Genomic DNA, 14,916 nt, shown 5'->3' on the forward strand with positions numbered 1-14,916 from the left:
AATTTTGGCGGCATCGTCCGGTGACCAGAGGGAAGTCGATGTCTCGATCATTCGCTGGGTTGACGACGAACCGCAGCCGGAAATCATTGAATTCGTCTTGAGCGACCGATCTGGGCGCCAATGGCATTTCCATGAAGAATGTGCAGTGATTTCGGGAGAGTTGTTGGATGCGGCCAGCGTCTATCCGAACCCGGCACATTGCGTTGCACCGTATTGTCTCAAGGCTGCGATCCGGAAGGACGATCAATAGCGGAAGTCGATACGTATCGACCCTGGTTTGTGGAATCTCTGGAGGGCACCAGGCGATTTGAAGTCATTTCCAGCCAACTGTTGCCCGAAAGCCAGGAGCAGCGATTTGGCAGCCCTGGACCCTTGTCCCATCAGAGATTTCTGAGGACGCTGGTGCATCCAAGGAGAGAGAGCTTCATGACCGACATCACCATCCGCCCGCTCGAGCTTGCCGACCACGAGGACTGGCGCCGACTGTGGACCGCTTATCTCGATTTCTACAACACGGTCCTGCCTGAAAACATCTACAAGCTCGCCTGGAAGCGCCTGTTCACCGAGGGCGAGTTCGAGCCCAAGGGTCTGATCGCTCTCGTCGACGGCAAGGCGGTCGGCCTGACGCACTATCTCTACCACCGCTCGGGCTGGTCCGAGGCCAACAATTGCTACCTGCAGGATTTGTTCGCCGACCCGGAGGCGCGCGGCAAGGGCGTCGGCGCCGCCCTGATCGAAGCCGTGAAGCAGGAGGCCGGCAAGCTCGGCGTTACCAATGTCTACTGGATGACCCACGAGACCAACGCCACGGCGCGCAAGCTCTACGATCGCGTCGCTCGCCGCACCGGGTTCATCGAGTACGACCTGCTCTGAGGCGACAGGCAATCACTGGCCAGGACCCGCGGGCGATCAGCCCGCGGTGCGTTCCAGCCACTGGTTCCACTGGGCTGCGCTGCCGCGGAAGACGTTGAGGTCGATCTTGCCCTCGACACCATGCGACAGGCCCGAGCCCGAATACTGCCAGAACACCCAGTTGCGGCCGGGATAGACCTTGGATGGCGGCTCGGCCACGGCGCGTAGCCAGAACGGATAGTTCTGGAAGTGGCCGCGCAGATTGTCCTTGTAGAAGTCGGGCGCGGTGTAGATTACCGGACGCTGGCCGTAATGGCGCTCCAGCTTGTCCATGAAGACCTGCATCTTCTCGCGGATCTTTTCGGGGCTGTGGCGGCGCTTGCAGCTCGATTCGCCATTATATTCGACGTCGATGACCGGTGGCAGCGCGCCGGGAACCCTGGGCACGTTGCGGATGAACCAGTCGGCCTGTTCGCCGGCGGTGCGGCACCAGTAGAAGAAGTGATAGGCGCCACGCCTCAGGCCGGCGGCCTCGGCCGCGCGCCAGTTCTTGCGGAACATCGGGTCGAGATGGTCGCCGCCGTCGGTGGCCTTGATGTAGGCGAAGTTGGCGCCCTGGGTGCGCAGCTTGGGCCAGTCGATCTCGCCCTGCCAGCGCGACACGTCGACGCCGTGGACGGCGAAGTTCTTGGGCGACATGGTTCGGCCGAAATTGATCGGCTTGGCGTCGCGGAAGCGGCGGCCATAGATCTTGCCCGGCGCAAACGGCGTTGCCTTCATCGGGTTGGACGGCGCCACCAGCGCGATCGGCTTGGCGTCGGGCGTCGGCATGTCTTCAAGCTCGATGGCAGGCTCCATCGGCGTCCTTGGCATAGGCGTGGGCATTGCCATCGCCACCTGTACCGGCGCTGCCGTCATCGTGGTCACTTCGACTGGCGCTGCCATGACCGGCTGGGGCGCCGGCGCCTGCGCGACCACGGGTGCGATGTCGGCCGACGGCCGCATCACCGAACTCGTTGTTTCAGGAGATGGCGACGCCTGCTCCATCAGGCTGCCGAGGCCCGAGTTCGAGGTGCAGCCGGCAAGAGCCAGGCTGGCGAGAACGATCGCTGACGCCGCTGAGAAACGCATTGGTACCCGTACGCAAAACAAACTCGGATCGGAGGCAGACTCGGGCCCCGCTCCCCACTGACGGCAATTGCTAACGGGAAATTACCAAGAAAGACTGAATCCGATTTTTACTTTAATTAGATTTTGGGTGTTGCAGCGCTGCCAATGCGCCCATCGCCTGATTGTCGGCACTGCTGTGGCATCGGCGGACTTGCCTGCGGCAGCGCGCCGAAGCAAAGTGCCCGCCATGTTCATACCCTTCTTCCTCGAGCTCAAGGCGGCCAAAGTTCCGGTGTCGCTGCGCGAATATCTGGCCCTGCTGGAGGCGCTCGACGCCGATCTCGTCAGCTATGACGTCGAGGGCTTTTATTACCTCGCCCGTGCGGCGCTGGTGAAGGACGAGCGCCACATCGACCGTTTCGACAGGGTTTTTTCCCACTACTTCAAGGGCGTCGAGACCGTTGCGGGCGAGGGCGGGGTCGACGTTGCCAACATCCCCGAGGAATGGCTGCGCCGCTTGGCGGAAAAGACGCTGACCGACGAGGAGAAAAAACTTGTCGAGGCGCTGGGCGGCTTCGAGAAATTGATGGAGACGCTGAAGCAGCGGCTCGAGGAGCAGAAGGGGCGCCACCAGGGCGGCTCGAAATGGATCGGTACCGCGGGCACTTCGCCCTTCGGCGCCTATGGCTACAATCCCGAGGGCGTGCGCATCGGCCAGGAGACGAGCCGCCATCGCCGCGCGGTGAAAGTGTGGGACAAGCGCGAGTTCCGCAATTTCGACGATAGCGTCGAGCTCGGCACCCGCAACATCAAGGTGGCGCTGAAGCGCCTGCGCCGTTGGGTGCGCGAGGGCGCCGAAGAAGAGCTCGACCTGCCCGGCACTATCCACGCCACCGCCGACCACGGTTATCTCGACGTCAAGACCAGGCCCGAGCGGCGCAATGCGGTGAAGCTTTTGATGTTCTTCGACGTCGGTGGCTCGATGGACGACCACATCAAGGTGGTCGAGGAGCTGTTTTCGGCGGCGCGCGTCGAGTTTCGCCAGCTCGAATATTTCTACTTCCACAATTGCCTCTACGAAGGCGTCTGGAAGGACAACCGCCGCCGCCATGCCGAGGTCATGCCAACGCTCGACGTGCTCCACAAATATGGCCACGACTACAAGGTCATCTTTGTCGGCGACGCTTCGATGAGCCCCTACGAGATCGCTTATGCCGGCGGTTCGGTCGAGCACTGGAACCCGGAGTCGGGTGCTATCTGGCTGCGCCGCGTGCTCGACCAGTGGCCGAACGCCGTCTGGCTCAATCCGACCCAGGAAAAGCACTGGGGCTACACCAGCTCGATCAAGATGATCTCGGAGATCTTCGCCAACCGCATGTACCCGCTGACGCTGGCCGGTCTGGAAGCAGCGACCAAGCAGCTGTCGCGCAAGCACTGAGCCGCTTCAACAGGATTTGATGCCCTGTCAGTCGGCACCTTTCGTAACTATCTGTGCGAAGACCGCGAACAAGAAGAACAATCGAGGGAGATCCCCGGAATGGATGCCAAGACCTATCCCGTTACCCGTACCGACGCCGAATGGCGCGCGATGCTGACGCCCGAGCAATACCAGGTGATGCGCCACCACGGCACCGAGCGGCCGGGCAGTTGTGCGCTCCTCTACGAAAAGCGCGCCGGCACCTTTGCCTGCGCCGGCTGCGATCAGCCGCTGTTCGAATCCAAGCTGAAGTTCGAGAGCGGCACCGGTTGGCCGAGCTTCAACGACCCGGTCGAGGGTTCGGTCGAAACCACCGTCGATCGCGGTTACGGCATGGTTCGCACCGAGGTGCATTGCGCCAATTGCGGCAGCCACCTCGGCCACGTCTTCCCCGACGGCCCGCCGCCCACCGGCCTGCGCTACTGCATCAACGGCGTGGCGCTGAATTTCGAGCCGGCAGCTTAATTCGCTCTTTTGACAAGAGACGCCGCGGGTGCTGCCCGCGGCGCGATCGTCTGATGGCAGCACCAGTGTTGCTCAGAGCAGGCTGGCGAGGATGATCCACAATGTGGCGCTCAGCTTGACAGCATTGGAATTCGGCGTGCCAGCCATGTCAGCCGTCCTCAGTACGCTGCCATAGAGGAACAGATTGTAGGGCAGCGGGATCAGGTGGACGGCGACTGCGAGCAGCGCTGACATTTTTGCGGCCAGGATCAGCAGCGCGACGATCGTCGTGGCGACGTTGATGATGCTGCCAACCACCACCATGTCCCACCAGAACAGCTGGCCGAGCGGCACGTCGCCGTTCCAGCGGCGCGAAAAGAATGCGGAAAGTCCGCTCTGTCCGCCCAGGGGATTGTCGGAGGGGTGGAAGTGCCCGGTCTGTGTCATCGCTGGTGACCCCGCGCCATTGCCGCTGATGTGACAGTCTAGCTCACAAATAGGGCATCAAATCTGCCGTGTTTACAAGTGCGCCGATAGTCTCGTTTCACAACAAGGTGAACGCCGTACGACGGCTGCAAGTTCCTCAGCCGGCCGCCTCAATCTCTGCAAGCAGTCGCTTCGATGTGGCCAGGCCGCGCCTCGCCCTCTCCTGCGGCAAAACCGTGTTCGCCAGCCGCAGCATCGGGATCTCGATGCTGAGTGGCCGGTCAGTTGGCAGAGCGGCGAGATAGGCCCTGAGCGGCAATGCCCCTTCGCCAGGCAGGTCGCGGTCGAAGGCCGAATGGCGCACCATCGTTTCAAGATCTGCTGGTTTGGGCGGGGCGTCGCACAGATGGACGTTGTGCAGCAGGCTACGGTCGAGCATCGCCAGCTCAGCTGGCGAAATGCCCATGCGGTCGATATGCAGCATGTCGAGGATCAGCCCGGCACCATGGGGTGCACCCGCCGCTATCACCGCCAGCGCCTCGTCGAGCGTTCCCGCCGCGCGATGGGCAATCGGCTCGAAGTCGACGCCGAGCCCAAAGCCCGAGGCCATTTCGGCGAGACCTGCGAACCTATCTTCGATCTCGGCCTGTTCGATCGCGCCGCGCATGTCAGCTACGGCGATCAGGCGTGGTGAACCGAGTTCCGCTGCAGCCTCCATGGCGCCGGCACTGTGCGACAGGTCGAAGCCTCGGCGGATCATCCAGCTTTCGACCTCCGTCACCGTCAGCCCGCTATTGTCGAGCCGCCGCCTGCACTCGGCGGCCAGCGCCTTGTTGCCGAGCAAGGGCGATGGCGCGTCGGCCGCCGCTGTCGGATGGATGCGCAACCCCAGATGATCGTAGCCAACGTCAGACGCGATGCGGATCGACTCGAGCGGCGAGACGACTGGGGCCGTCAGATACGACATCGAAAATCGTCTCATAGCCAATATCCTATCTGCGATGCGTTGAAGCTGGATGATCGTGGGCCGTGCGCGGACCCGCGCCCGTCACCTTTTCGCGCAGGGTGCCTTTTGCGTATTCGGTCTTGAACATGCCGCGCCGCTGCAGTTCGGGAACCACCATGCCGATGAAGTTCTCCATCGTCTCGTGCGCCAGGATGCGGGCGATGTTGAAGCCATCGACATCGGCGTGCTCGACCCATCTGGCGAGCTCGTCGACGACTTGTCCGGGTGTGCCGACCACCAAGAGATTGCGGCCACTGACCACCATGCTTTCGGCTGCCTGGCGCACCGTACAGCTGCCCTTGCGCGTCAGGATCTCCAGCTGCGAATGCGCCGCGTCCGTCTTTTCGTAGCGGATCGGCTCGTCCAACGGATATTTAGACAGGTCGATGCCGAGTGCTGCCGACAACTGGCTCAGCATGCCTTCGACGCTGGTGTGGCGCTTGTAGTCCTCATAGCGGGCGCGGGCGAGCGCTTCGGTTTCGTCGACGATGATGGTGGCGCCGGCGAAGAATTTCAGACTCCTGGGATCGCGGCCGAGCGCAGCGGCGCGCTTGCGCATGTCGGTCACCTGCGGCGCCACAAGCTCCAGCTTCGGCCCGTTGATGAAGATGCCCTCGGCATGGGTTGCTGCAAAGTGGCGGCCGCGCGGCGAGCCACCCGCCTGGAACAGCATCGGCGTGCGCTGCGGCGAGGGTTCGGCAGCACTCACCGCCCGGATTCTGTGATGCGGGCCGTCGTGATCGAGCTCGGAGATCAATGCCGGATCGGCATAGATGCTGCTCGCCTTGTCGCGCTTCAGCGCATCGTCGGCCCACGAGCCTTCCCACAGCCCGTACATCACTTCCATGAATTCGTCGGCGGCGTCGTAGCGCGCGTCGTGCTCGGCCAGTTCGTCGCGGCCCATGGCGAGTGCGCCGCTGCGCAGGAAGGAGGTGACGATGTTCCAGCCGATGCGTCCGCGTGTCATGTGGTCCAGGGTCGTCATGCGCCGGGCAAACAGATAGGGCGTCTCGTAGGAGGCGCTGCCGGTGATGGCGAAGCCGAGGTTTTTGGTCACCAGAGCCATGGCCGGTACGATCACCGCGGGATCGAGGCTCGGCGCCAGCGCGCCGCTGCGGAAAGCCGATGCGAAACTCTGCTTGTAGGTGTCGGGCACGCCAAGCGAGTCGGCCAGGAACAGCGCGTCGAACAAGCCTCGTTCCAGCAGGCGGGCATAGTCGGCCCAATAGTCGATGCTGGTGAAGTCGAGGGCCTTGTCGCGCGGATGGCTCCACAGGCCGAAGGCGAGGAAGCTCGGATTGCACTGGTCGAGCGCGTTGAGCCTGATTTCCCGGGTCATGCGGCGGTGTTCTCCACTTGCGTTTGTGGCACAACTTCCCGGAGGCGAGAGACTGGATCAAATGACCGTTTTCGACGAGGCGATCTCGAAATCAGGCCACACCTCCCGCGGTCCCGAACTGCGCCGCCAGTGTCTTGGCAAAACGCAGCAGCACCGGCGTCTCGATCTCCCCCCGCCAGAACAGCTTCAGCGGCAGCGGCACCGAAAATCCGGCGACGTCACGAATGATGACATTCGGCGGATGCCGCCCTGCCTGCGAGCGGTTGACGAAGGCGATGCCGAGCCCCGCGGCGACCAGGCTCAGCGTTGCCTCGGTGCTGCCGGTCTCCATCAACACGCGGATGGTGACGCCGCGTGAGTGCAGTGCCAGCGCGACCTTCTCCGCCATCAGGCCAGACTGGGCGAGGTCCATGCCGATGAAGTAGGCACCCTCAAGGTCTTCGACCACAACCTTTGGCCGTGAGGCGAGCGGATGATGCTCGGGCAAAGCGAGCGCCAGGTCGTCCAACACAAGCTGTCGCGACTTCAGGCTGTGCGGGTAGCCGAGATCATAGGCCAGGCCGAGGTCGATTGTTCCCGCCGCCAGCGCTTGGAATGCCTGCTCGGACAGCATTGGCGTCAGTCGGAGTTCGACCGTCGGATTGGTGCTGCGGAACGCCTGCAGACCGTCGGGGACCGGCGCAAACATCATCGCAGCACCATTGAAGCCGACGCGCAGCAGCGACACCTGGCCGCTGTCGATGAGGTCGAAGCGGCGGATGGCGAGGTCGACCTCGCGCAGGATGCGCGATGCGTCTTCCAGCAGCGCTGCGCCGGCCAAGGTCAGCCGCACGCCGGTCGGCTCGCGTTCGAACAGCCTGCCGCCGAGCTGCGCCTCCAGATCGCCGATGCGCCGCGACAGCGCCGACTGCACGATCGCCAGCCTATCGGCCGCCTTGTGGAAGCTGCCGAGTTCGGCGGCGACGACGAAGTGCTGCAGGTTCTTCAGGAGCTGGGCCCGGCGTATGCCGAGCCGGCCGAAGCTGAGGCTGTCGTTGGGGGTCTGAGCCTTTGGCTCGTCTGCACTGCCGGTCATCTGGGCACCACGCGCAAATGTTTGGTCGTACCGATTGTGCCGATGCCGAAACGAGATCGCCTCGTCCGAAAAGGTCATTTGCCGCTAAATGCCGTTGCCTGTCTCCTGAAGGCCGAAACAGAGATGCCTCGGGAGGACAGAATGGCTGCGAGACCCCTAATCGTCGGGATCGGCGGAACGACACGCAACGGCTCGTCTTCGGAGCGGCTGCTGCACCGGGCGCTGGCAGCGGCGCAGGCGGCAGGTGCCGATACGCTGGCCTTCAGCGGCGAAGGGCTGGTGTTTCCGATCTATGGCACTGTCACGCCCGGCGCGGCCGAGCTGGCGTTCGTCGAAGCCCTGCGCCGCGCGGACGGCGTCGTCGTTGCATCACCGGGCTATCACGGCTCGGTGTCGGGCATGGTCAAGAATGCGCTGGATTACGTCGAGGAGTTGCATGGCGATATCAGGCCGTATCTCGAAGGGCGGCCCGTTGGGCTGATCGCCGCAGCCGCCGGCTGGCAGGCTGGCGGCTCAACGCTGCAGCATCTGCGCTCGATCGTGCACGCCCTGCGCGGTTGGCCGACGCCGTTGGGCGTCATTGCCAATTCGTCGCTACCGGACTGTGATTGTGGAGACCAGATCGCGCTGATGGTCAATCAGGTCTTGAACTTTGCGGACGCGTTTGGCGTGGGGAAAGCCAGTATGGCTGCGCCGTTGCAGTCCCGGAACGTGGCGTAGATTGCTTGCCACGATGGCTGCGGCGGGGTCGCATGGATGCGCCGCAGCCATATTGGCCTCAGCTCATGCCGAGAGCGGCTTTGTAGAGGTCGAGGATTGCTTCCGCCTCGTCGCGCTCGGCCTGGTCCTGCTTGCGCAGGCGGATCAGGGTGCGCAGCGCCTTGGTGTCGAAGCCGGTGCCCTTGGCCTCGGCGTAGACGTCCTTGATGTCGTCGGAGATGGTCTTCTTTTCTTCTTCAAGCCGCTCGATGCGCTCGATAAAGGCGCGCAACTGGCCGGCGGCAACGGTCTGGCTGGTATCGGTGATTTCGTCGGCCATGGGGCACTCCGCAATTGTGATTGGAACAGCGCGACTCGGCGCGCCATGGGGCATTTCGGCCCGGTTCGATGCCCGATGACGGCAGGAGGGTCAAGGGGACGTGGCGGCGCAGCTGACACGACGCGACGTAATATCGCCTAGTGGTCCTTGGGTCGGCTCGCCTCAAAGGCGGTCTTTTGCGCATCGCTGGCGTCGCGCTGATACTTGGCCTGCCACTCGGCATAAGGCATGCCGTAGACGATCTCGCGCGATGCCTCCTTGGACAACTCGACGCCGGCGCCTGCGGCTGCGTCGCGATACCAGTTGGACAGGCAATTGCGGCAGAAGCCGGCGAGATTCATCATGTCGATGTTCTGCACGTCGGAGCGCTCGCGCAAATGTTCGAGCAGGCGGCGAAAGGCAGCCGCCTCGAATTCGCGCTGCTGCGCCTCACTGAGTTCGGCCATGGTAACCTCCTTCACAGCGGCCCGGTGCGCGAGCCGAATTGTCTGACTTCGTGTATGTCGGCACGGCGGTTGATCGCGTCAACGATCGGCGCCAGCCGATTTGCCCAGGCTCCGGCTCCGGCGTCGTCGCCGATCAGGTCCTGCCTGATTTCGATCAGCGCATGGGCAAAGCCGTTGACGATGCAGTGCTTGTACATGGTGTCGCCGCGCAGCGCCCCATCATAGGGCTCGTTGTCGCCGACGACCAAGCCGATGTCCTCGGCCAGCATCTCGATCAGCGGCCAGGCGGCACGATGGTCCATGTCCCACAGCACGCCGGCATGCCATGGCCGGATACGGCCCTGCATGACAGGCGTGAAGGAATGCACCGACAGGATGAAGGGTGCCGTACCGGTCTGCCGGTGCACCGAGGCAATCATGGCGCCGACAGCGTCATGATAGGGTCGGTAGAAAGTGTCGAGCCGGCGCTCGCGCTCTTCCCCGGACATTGGATAATTGCCCGGGATGACCGAGCCGTCATAGAGTTGGCGGATCAGGGTCGGGTCGTCCTCGCCGCGATTGGGGTCGATCAGAAGGCGCGAAAAATTGGCCATCACCGCCGGCGCGCCGATCATCGCCGCCAGCTTGCGGGTTACCTGTTCGGCGCCGATGTCATAGGCGATGTGGCGCTCGAACTCCTCGGGCGGCAAGCCGAGATCACCATATTCCTGCGGCAGGTCGCGCCGGGCATGGTCGCACAAAAGCACCAGCCCCTGGGCGCGGTCGCCGTCGATGATTTCGAACGGGGCAAAGAGAGTGTTTCGCGTCATCGGAGGCAAATTGTCCTTCGGCACGGCTTCGGTGTAGGTTTTGACGCCGTTGCAGCTGTGGGGATATGTGCTAACGCCGTTGTTTTGCCAACCTTTTTTCGAATATGCCAGATGGGGCGGCAAATCACGGCGGCCGAGCGCATCTAAATCGATTGGATAAGCGCCGTGCCATGCGTTGACATGCGCTTGCACATTGCCGAAAAGGGCACCAGAACATGAAAAATACGTCGAAGAGGGGCTTGGGGATGGAACTTGCCGGGGGGCCGCGCGTACGCTCAGCCTTCGCATTGCTTTTCCTTTTCCTGGCGGTTCCCCTGTTTGCCTCCGTTGCCGCGACGCCTGCGCGTGCCGATTTCAGGGTCTGCAACGCGACGCAGAGCCTCGTCGGCGTCGGCATCGGCTATCGCGCCAAGGCTGGCTGGATCACCGAAGGCTGGTGGCACATCGAAGGGCAGACCTGCAAGACGCTGATCGAAGGCCCGCTGTCATCGAGGTTTTATTATCTCTATGCAGAAGATGCCGAGCGGGGCGGACGCTGGGACGGCCCCATCAACATGTGCGTGGCTGAAAAAGAGTTCAAGGTTGCCGGGGTCACCGACTGCGTAGCACGCGGTTTCCAGCGTGCCGGTTTCCAGGAATACGACACGGGCGAGCAGGCGAACTGGATGGTCCAGCTCACCGACGAGCCCGCAACGGGCGGCAATGCGGCCGCCTCGGGAACGAACGGTCAATGAGACGTAGCCGCAAGGTCAAGATACTCGCCACACTCGGTCCGGCCTCTTCCGACGAGGTCATGATCCGCAAGCTCTTCGATGCGGGCGCCGATGTCTTCCGCATCAATATGAGCCATACCGACCACGATTCGATGCGCACGCTTGTTGGCCGTATCCGTTCGGTCGAAGAGGCGGTTGGCCGGCCCATCGGCATCCTCGCCGACCTGCAGGGACCCAAGCTCCGCGTCGGCAAGTTCGCCAATGGCAAGGAAGAGCTATCAGTCGGCCAGACCTTTACCCTCGACGACAACCCCGACCTCGGCACGTCGAGCCGTGTCCACCTGCCGCATCCTGAAATCCTCAAGTCGGTCCAGACCGGCCACCGTCTGCTCATCGATGACGGCAAGCTGGAGCTCAGGGCAACCAAGACCGACGGCAAGTCGATCGTCTGCACGGTCGTTGCCGGCACCAAGATTTCCGACAAGAAGGGCGTCAGCCTGCCCGACACCGACCTGCCGGTCGGCGCGTTGACTGAAAAGGACCGCAAGGACCTCGACGCGGTGCTCGAAACCGGCGTCGACTGGGTCGCGCTGTCCTTCATCCAGCGGCCCGAGGACCTCGCCGAGGCGCGCAAGATTGCCCAAGGGCGCGCGCTCCTGCTCTCCAAGATCGAGAAGCCGCAGGCGGTTGCCCGTCTCGCCGAAATCATCGAGCTGTCCGATGCCTTGATGGTCGCCCGTGGCGATCTCGGCGTCGAGATGCCGATCGAATCCGTGCCCGGCATCCAGAAACAGATCACCCGCGCGGCTCGCCGTGCCGGCAAGCCTGTGGTCGTCGCCACCCAGATGCTGGAATCGATGATCACGGCCCCGGTGCCGACCCGTGCTGAAGTTTCCGACGTCGCAACGGCCGTGTTCGAAGGCGCCGACGCCGTCATGTTGTCGGCCGAGTCGGCTGCCGGCCAGTACCCGGTCGAGTCGGTCGCGACCATGGACCGGATCGCCCAGCAGGTCGAAAAGGATCCGACCTATCCCGGCATCATCAACGCCCAGCGTTCGCAGCCGGAAGCGACCGGCGCCGACGCCATCTCACTTGCGGCGCGCGAAATCGCCGAGACGCTGAAATTGTCGGCAATCGTCACCTACACCGCCTCGGGCACCACCGGGCTGCGCGCGGCGCGCGAACGGCCGCAGGTGCCTGTCATCGCGCTGTCGCCGATCCTCGCCACCGCGCGCCGCCTGTCGCTGCTCTGGGGCACGCATTGCGTCGTCTCGCCGGATGCGGTGGATCTCGACGACATGGTCGACCGCGCCTGCAACGTCGCCTTCAACGAAGGCTTTGCCGCTGGCGGCGATCGCGTCATCATCACCGCCGGCGTGCCGCTCCGTACCCCTGGTTCGACCAACATGCTGCGCATCGCCTATGTCGGGCCGGAAGGCAAAGGCAGCAGGTAATTTATGGGAGTAGGGGAGTAAGAAAGCGGGGGAATAGGCGGCTCAAGCCGTCCTCCTCGTTCTCGATGTTCCCTTACTCCCCTACTCCCCTACTCCCTTAGTTTGGCGCCTTCTCGTTCACGCACATATCCGTCCCGAACGCGTCGCCGGCAATGCGGGCCTCGACCTGCCGCGCCATCGCCTGCAGGTCACGTGGTTGGCCGGCGAGCCTTTCAACCGCTGCCGCGACCAGATCAGGTGCCACCCAGTCGGGTTTGTGGCCGAGGTTCCTGACCCAGACCAGCTCGGCATCCGGAATGTCGCGGGCAAGGCCGATCGAATGGATCTCCTCGTAGACGACTGTGTCTGCGTCGCCCGACAGCACCACAGTCGGCGCCTTGATTTCGGGATAGCGAGGCGCCGTCTTCAGCGCGTGCCGGTACAAGCCCTCGACATCAATCGCATTGGCGCGAAACGGCTGCGGCCGCAGCACCAGCTTGATGGAGGCTTCGTCGACATAGAAATCGGGCGCCTCGTTGGGCGAGAAGACGCAGGTCGTGGCCGCATCGATGCGCATCAGCCCGGCCGGATTGGCAACCATCGCGGCGAACAGCCGCCCGACCACCGGCATGGCGCTCAGGCTGTAGTACCAGGACGTGTCGCCGCCCGGCCAAGGATGTGTTGCCGCCGACAGGAACAGCAGCCCGCGCGTCTTCTCAGGGCGCTCCAGGGCGAAGGTCGCCGCGATCGAGCCGCCGAACGAATGGCCGATAATGATGGCGTCCTTGACATCGAGCCTGTCCATCAGGGTAGCGATGGTCGCGGCCTGCCCTTCCTGCGTCTCGTTGCTGCCGGGCCCGCGTTCGGACCAGCCATGGCCGGGCCGGTCGAAAAACAGCATCTCGGCGCGGCCTTCGAATTGTGGCCTGAGCGGCAGCATCTGGTCCTTCAGGTTGGCGGATGCGCCGTGGATGAAGACCAGCGGCGGCAACTCCGCGCCAACGGGCGCCGGTACATGGACGTAATGGATGTTGGCGCCCGCTATGTCGATGAAGCTGCCCACCGGCGGATTGCGGCGCTCGATCAGCCATGAGGCCACGCCGGTAAAGCCGGCAAGCGCAAGCACGATCGCAACGAGCAGGACCAGGACAAAGGTGAGGATGTTCATGCGGCTCGTTGGAGGGGAGTAGCGAAGTAGGGGAGTAGGAGAATAGGGCAGTGAGAGAGCAGGGGGAATGGGGCATCAATCGGCGACCCTCACCTGCTCCCTTACTGCCCTATTGCCTTACTCCCCTCTCAAATCCCTTCGCCCGCAAGCTCTTCCTCCAGCCGCGAAACCTCGTTTTGGGCATTTCGCAGCATCGGGTAGATGACCAGAACGCGCTGCCAGGCCTGCAGTGCCAGCTCGTTGTGGTTGGTGGCAGCCATGATCTGGGCCATGCCGGAGAGGGCGCCGAAATGGCGCGGCTCGAGCTCCAGCGTGCGTTCGATGTCGGTCATCGACTTGCGGAAGTTGCCCATCATGAAATGCACGGTGGCGCGGCGGTTCCAGCCTTCGGCATATTGGGGCTGCAGGGTCACGACCTGGTCGAGGAAATCGAGGGCAACGTCGAACTTCTTGGCTTCCAGCGCCTGCTGCGCCCACAGCATCATGAGGTCGACGGAAGCGCTGCCAGACCTGTACCAGGCTTCCCAGATCCGGTTGGCGAGGCGTTCGGCGGCCTTTTCGTTGCGCTCACGCTTGAGGTCGGAAAACAGCGAATCGAGCTGGGTGTCGGCCTTGGCGACGACGGTATCGCCGCTCGTCTGGGCAAACGCCTGGAGCGGCAGCGGCGTTGCCGCGATGGTCAGGACAAAAAAGGCAAAAACGCTCCGCATGCGGAAATTCTAGACCCCCGCATGGGAACGTCAAACTGAAATTGCCGTGATGCGCCGGCCGCGAGTGGCCGGGCGAGCATCAGCCCTGGCGGGCCTTGTAGCGCGGCGCAGTCTTGTTGATGATGTAGATACGGCCCTTGCGACGAACCAGCTGGCAGTCACGATGGCGGCCCTTGAGCGCCTTGAGCGAATTCTTGATCTTCATGTCACTAACCCGTCAGATGGGGCCCATCTTCCGGGCCGAAACCAAAAGCACGCCCAAAGTGCGCGCCCAATTTGTGTGAGTGGCTCTTAGACGAGGAGTCTTGGTCAGTCAACCGCGACAGGGCACAGCATGGCGGATTGATTGGCTTTTTTGCCGGCAATGGTCGTGGCCGTGCCGGGACGGGGACTTGCCAGTGGACAGCCTCGCTGGAATCCTCCCGCTCGTCAAACAGCGGAGAGGCAGATGCGGCATTCGATTCTCTTGATCTCAATGGCCGGCGTGATGGTGGCATCGGTGGCGTCGGCCGAGGAGTGCGACCGCAACGACCAGACCCAGATGGGCATGAACATCTGTGCGGCCCAAGACTACGCGGCGTCAGACGCCAAGCTGAATGTCGCCTATGGTGACATCATGAAGCGCCTGTCCGACAACGCCGGCGCGCGCAAGCTGTTACAGGATTCGCAGCGCGCCTGGATCGCCTTCCGCGATGCTGAATGCAAGTTCGCCTCCTCCGGCGTCGAAGGCGGATCGGTCCAGCCGATGATCCATTCCGGCTGCCTGCAGGGACTGACCGACGCGCGTGTGACGCAACTCGGCAGCTACCTCAAATGCGAGGAGGGCGACCTGAGCTGTCCAGTACCGGGCCAGTAGGCCGGCAGTCCGC

Annotated in this window: 19 protein-coding genes; 8 read left to right on the forward strand and 11 right to left on the reverse strand. The window is 63.4% G+C overall.

All coding sequences use genetic code 11. From position 1 onward, the window contains the following. Positions 1-4: 4 nt before the first annotated feature. Complete coding sequence (locus N7E70_RS06610) at positions 5-250, forward strand: hypothetical protein (RefSeq protein WP_263005860.1); 246 nt, start codon at positions 5-7, stop codon at positions 248-250. 176 nt (positions 251-426) lie between these two features. Further along, on the forward strand, positions 427-873 hold the full coding sequence (locus tag N7E70_RS06615) for a GNAT family N-acetyltransferase (protein ID WP_154387229.1): 447 nt from the start codon (positions 427-429) through the stop codon (positions 871-873). A gap of 36 nt (positions 874-909) precedes the next feature. Here the strand turns inward: N7E70_RS06615 and N7E70_RS06620 are convergent, their stop codons facing one another. After that, a complete protein-coding gene (locus N7E70_RS06620) occupies positions 910-1,983 on the reverse strand; it encodes a glycoside hydrolase family 25 protein (RefSeq protein WP_263005861.1) in 1,074 nt (357 codons plus the stop codon). A 226-nt stretch (positions 1,984-2,209) separates the two neighbouring features. Between N7E70_RS06620 and N7E70_RS06625 the strand changes: the two genes are divergently transcribed. Then, a complete protein-coding gene (locus N7E70_RS06625) occupies positions 2,210-3,400 on the forward strand; it encodes a vWA domain-containing protein (protein ID WP_154387231.1) in 1,191 nt (396 codons plus the stop codon). A gap of 99 nt (positions 3,401-3,499) precedes the next feature. Continuing rightward, positions 3,500-3,904, forward strand: a complete 405-nt coding sequence (msrB, locus tag N7E70_RS06630; RefSeq protein WP_154387232.1) for a peptide-methionine (R)-S-oxide reductase MsrB — start codon at positions 3,500-3,502, stop codon at positions 3,902-3,904. 72 nt (positions 3,905-3,976) lie between these two features. Here msrB and N7E70_RS06635 read toward each other — a convergent pair whose 3' ends face one another. The 4 genes from N7E70_RS06635 to N7E70_RS06650 form a co-directional block, all read right to left on the reverse strand. Next, positions 3,977-4,330, reverse strand: a complete 354-nt coding sequence (locus N7E70_RS06635; RefSeq protein WP_263005862.1) for a hypothetical protein — start codon at positions 4,328-4,330, stop codon at positions 3,977-3,979. Between the two features lie 136 nt (positions 4,331-4,466). Then, a complete protein-coding gene (locus N7E70_RS06640; RefSeq protein WP_154387233.1) occupies positions 4,467-5,291 on the reverse strand; it encodes a sugar phosphate isomerase/epimerase family protein in 825 nt (274 codons plus the stop codon). A 10-nt stretch (positions 5,292-5,301) separates the two neighbouring features. After that, positions 5,302-6,654 carry an LLM class flavin-dependent oxidoreductase gene (locus N7E70_RS06645; protein ID WP_263005863.1) on the reverse strand — a complete coding sequence of 451 codons (1,353 nt, stop codon included), beginning with the start codon at positions 6,652-6,654 and terminating at the stop codon, positions 5,302-5,304. A gap of 91 nt (positions 6,655-6,745) precedes the next feature. Then, entirely contained in the window at positions 6,746-7,729 is a 984-nt protein-coding gene (locus N7E70_RS06650) for a LysR family transcriptional regulator (protein WP_263005864.1), read from the reverse strand. Positions 7,730-7,771: 42 nt separating this feature from the next. On the opposite strand from N7E70_RS06650, the gene N7E70_RS06655 reads away from it, so the two are divergent. Continuing rightward, positions 7,772-8,449: an NADPH-dependent FMN reductase gene (locus N7E70_RS06655; RefSeq protein ID WP_246670911.1), complete on the forward strand. Its 678-nt coding sequence runs from the start codon at positions 7,772-7,774 to the stop codon at positions 8,447-8,449. A 58-nt stretch (positions 8,450-8,507) separates the two neighbouring features. Here N7E70_RS06655 and N7E70_RS06660 read toward each other — a convergent pair whose 3' ends face one another. The 3 genes from N7E70_RS06660 to N7E70_RS06670 form a co-directional block, all read right to left on the reverse strand. Beyond that, on the reverse strand, positions 8,508-8,768 hold the full coding sequence (locus N7E70_RS06660) for a DUF2312 domain-containing protein (RefSeq protein ID WP_067956960.1): 261 nt from the start codon (positions 8,766-8,768) through the stop codon (positions 8,508-8,510). Positions 8,769-8,905: 137 nt separating this feature from the next. Continuing rightward, positions 8,906-9,214: a DUF1244 domain-containing protein gene (locus N7E70_RS06665; RefSeq protein WP_067966058.1), complete on the reverse strand. Its 309-nt coding sequence runs from the start codon at positions 9,212-9,214 to the stop codon at positions 8,906-8,908. A gap of 11 nt (positions 9,215-9,225) precedes the next feature. Then, positions 9,226-10,023, reverse strand: a complete 798-nt coding sequence (locus N7E70_RS06670) for an N-formylglutamate amidohydrolase (protein ID WP_263005865.1) — start codon at positions 10,021-10,023, stop codon at positions 9,226-9,228. 245 nt (positions 10,024-10,268) lie between these two features. On the opposite strand from N7E70_RS06670, the gene N7E70_RS06675 reads away from it, so the two are divergent. Next, the gene (locus tag N7E70_RS06675) at positions 10,269-10,757 is read left to right on the forward strand and encodes a DUF1036 domain-containing protein (RefSeq protein WP_067956963.1); all 489 of its coding nucleotides are present in this window, start codon (positions 10,269-10,271) and stop codon (positions 10,755-10,757) included. Further along, on the forward strand, positions 10,754-12,190 hold the full coding sequence (gene pyk, locus N7E70_RS06680) for a pyruvate kinase (protein WP_067956968.1): 1,437 nt from the start codon (positions 10,754-10,756) through the stop codon (positions 12,188-12,190). The genes N7E70_RS06675 and pyk overlap by 4 nt, the downstream gene beginning before the upstream one ends. A gap of 97 nt (positions 12,191-12,287) precedes the next feature. Here pyk and N7E70_RS06685 read toward each other — a convergent pair whose 3' ends face one another. The 3 genes from N7E70_RS06685 to ykgO all read right to left on the reverse strand — a co-directional run bounded on the left by N7E70_RS06685 (position 12,288) and on the right by ykgO (position 14,252). Then, entirely contained in the window at positions 12,288-13,337 is a 1,050-nt protein-coding gene (locus N7E70_RS06685) for an alpha/beta fold hydrolase (protein ID WP_263005866.1), read from the reverse strand. A 128-nt stretch (positions 13,338-13,465) separates the two neighbouring features. Continuing rightward, positions 13,466-14,047 carry a tetratricopeptide repeat protein gene (locus tag N7E70_RS06690; protein ID WP_157096998.1) on the reverse strand — a complete coding sequence of 194 codons (582 nt, stop codon included), beginning with the start codon at positions 14,045-14,047 and terminating at the stop codon, positions 13,466-13,468. A gap of 79 nt (positions 14,048-14,126) precedes the next feature. Next, on the reverse strand, positions 14,127-14,252 hold the full coding sequence (ykgO, locus tag N7E70_RS06695; protein WP_018429929.1) for a type B 50S ribosomal protein L36: 126 nt from the start codon (positions 14,250-14,252) through the stop codon (positions 14,127-14,129). 243 nt (positions 14,253-14,495) lie between these two features. Here ykgO and N7E70_RS06700 point away from each other — a divergent pair, with 243 nt between their 5' ends. After that, positions 14,496-14,903 carry a lysozyme inhibitor LprI family protein gene (locus N7E70_RS06700; protein WP_263005867.1) on the forward strand — a complete coding sequence of 136 codons (408 nt, stop codon included), beginning with the start codon at positions 14,496-14,498 and terminating at the stop codon, positions 14,901-14,903. The last annotated feature ends 13 nt before the right edge of the window (positions 14,904-14,916 follow it).

Source organism: Aminobacter sp. NyZ550 (assembly GCF_025628925.2).
Taxonomy (GTDB): domain Bacteria; phylum Pseudomonadota; class Alphaproteobacteria; order Rhizobiales; family Rhizobiaceae; genus Aminobacter; species Aminobacter ciceronei.

Coding starts and splice junctions, on each gene's coding strand:
- N7E70_RS06640 (WP_154387233.1), bottom strand. CDS start 5,291: ATGAGACGATTTTCGATGTCGTATCTGACGGCCCCAGTCGTCTCGCCG.
- N7E70_RS06685 (WP_263005866.1), bottom strand. CDS start 13,337: ATGAACATCCTCACCTTTGTCCTGGTCCTGCTCGTTGCGATCGTGCTT.
- N7E70_RS06700 (WP_263005867.1), top strand. CDS start 14,496: ATGCGGCATTCGATTCTCTTGATCTCAATGGCCGGCGTGATGGTGGCA.
- N7E70_RS06655 (WP_246670911.1), top strand. CDS start 7,772: ATGCCGAAACGAGATCGCCTCGTCCGAAAAGGTCATTTGCCGCTAAAT.
- N7E70_RS06670 (WP_263005865.1), bottom strand. CDS start 10,023: ATGACGCGAAACACTCTCTTTGCCCCGTTCGAAATCATCGACGGCGAC.
- N7E70_RS06615 (WP_154387229.1), top strand. CDS start 427: ATGACCGACATCACCATCCGCCCGCTCGAGCTTGCCGACCACGAGGAC.
- N7E70_RS06650 (WP_263005864.1), bottom strand. CDS start 7,729: ATGACCGGCAGTGCAGACGAGCCAAAGGCTCAGACCCCCAACGACAGC.
- N7E70_RS06625 (WP_154387231.1), top strand. CDS start 2,210: ATGTTCATACCCTTCTTCCTCGAGCTCAAGGCGGCCAAAGTTCCGGTG.
- N7E70_RS06645 (WP_263005863.1), bottom strand. CDS start 6,654: ATGACCCGGGAAATCAGGCTCAACGCGCTCGACCAGTGCAATCCGAGC.
- msrB (WP_154387232.1), top strand. CDS start 3,500: ATGGATGCCAAGACCTATCCCGTTACCCGTACCGACGCCGAATGGCGC.
- N7E70_RS06665 (WP_067966058.1), bottom strand. CDS start 9,214: ATGGCCGAACTCAGTGAGGCGCAGCAGCGCGAATTCGAGGCGGCTGCC.
- ykgO (WP_018429929.1), bottom strand. CDS start 14,252: ATGAAGATCAAGAATTCGCTCAAGGCGCTCAAGGGCCGCCATCGTGAC.
- N7E70_RS06690 (WP_157096998.1), bottom strand. CDS start 14,047: ATGCGGAGCGTTTTTGCCTTTTTTGTCCTGACCATCGCGGCAACGCCG.
- N7E70_RS06635 (WP_263005862.1), bottom strand. CDS start 4,330: ATGACACAGACCGGGCACTTCCACCCCTCCGACAATCCCCTGGGCGGA.
- N7E70_RS06620 (WP_263005861.1), bottom strand. CDS start 1,983: ATGCGTTTCTCAGCGGCGTCAGCGATCGTTCTCGCCAGCCTGGCTCTT.
- N7E70_RS06660 (WP_067956960.1), bottom strand. CDS start 8,768: ATGGCCGACGAAATCACCGATACCAGCCAGACCGTTGCCGCCGGCCAG.
- N7E70_RS06675 (WP_067956963.1), top strand. CDS start 10,269: ATGGAACTTGCCGGGGGGCCGCGCGTACGCTCAGCCTTCGCATTGCTT.
- pyk (WP_067956968.1), top strand. CDS start 10,754: ATGAGACGTAGCCGCAAGGTCAAGATACTCGCCACACTCGGTCCGGCC.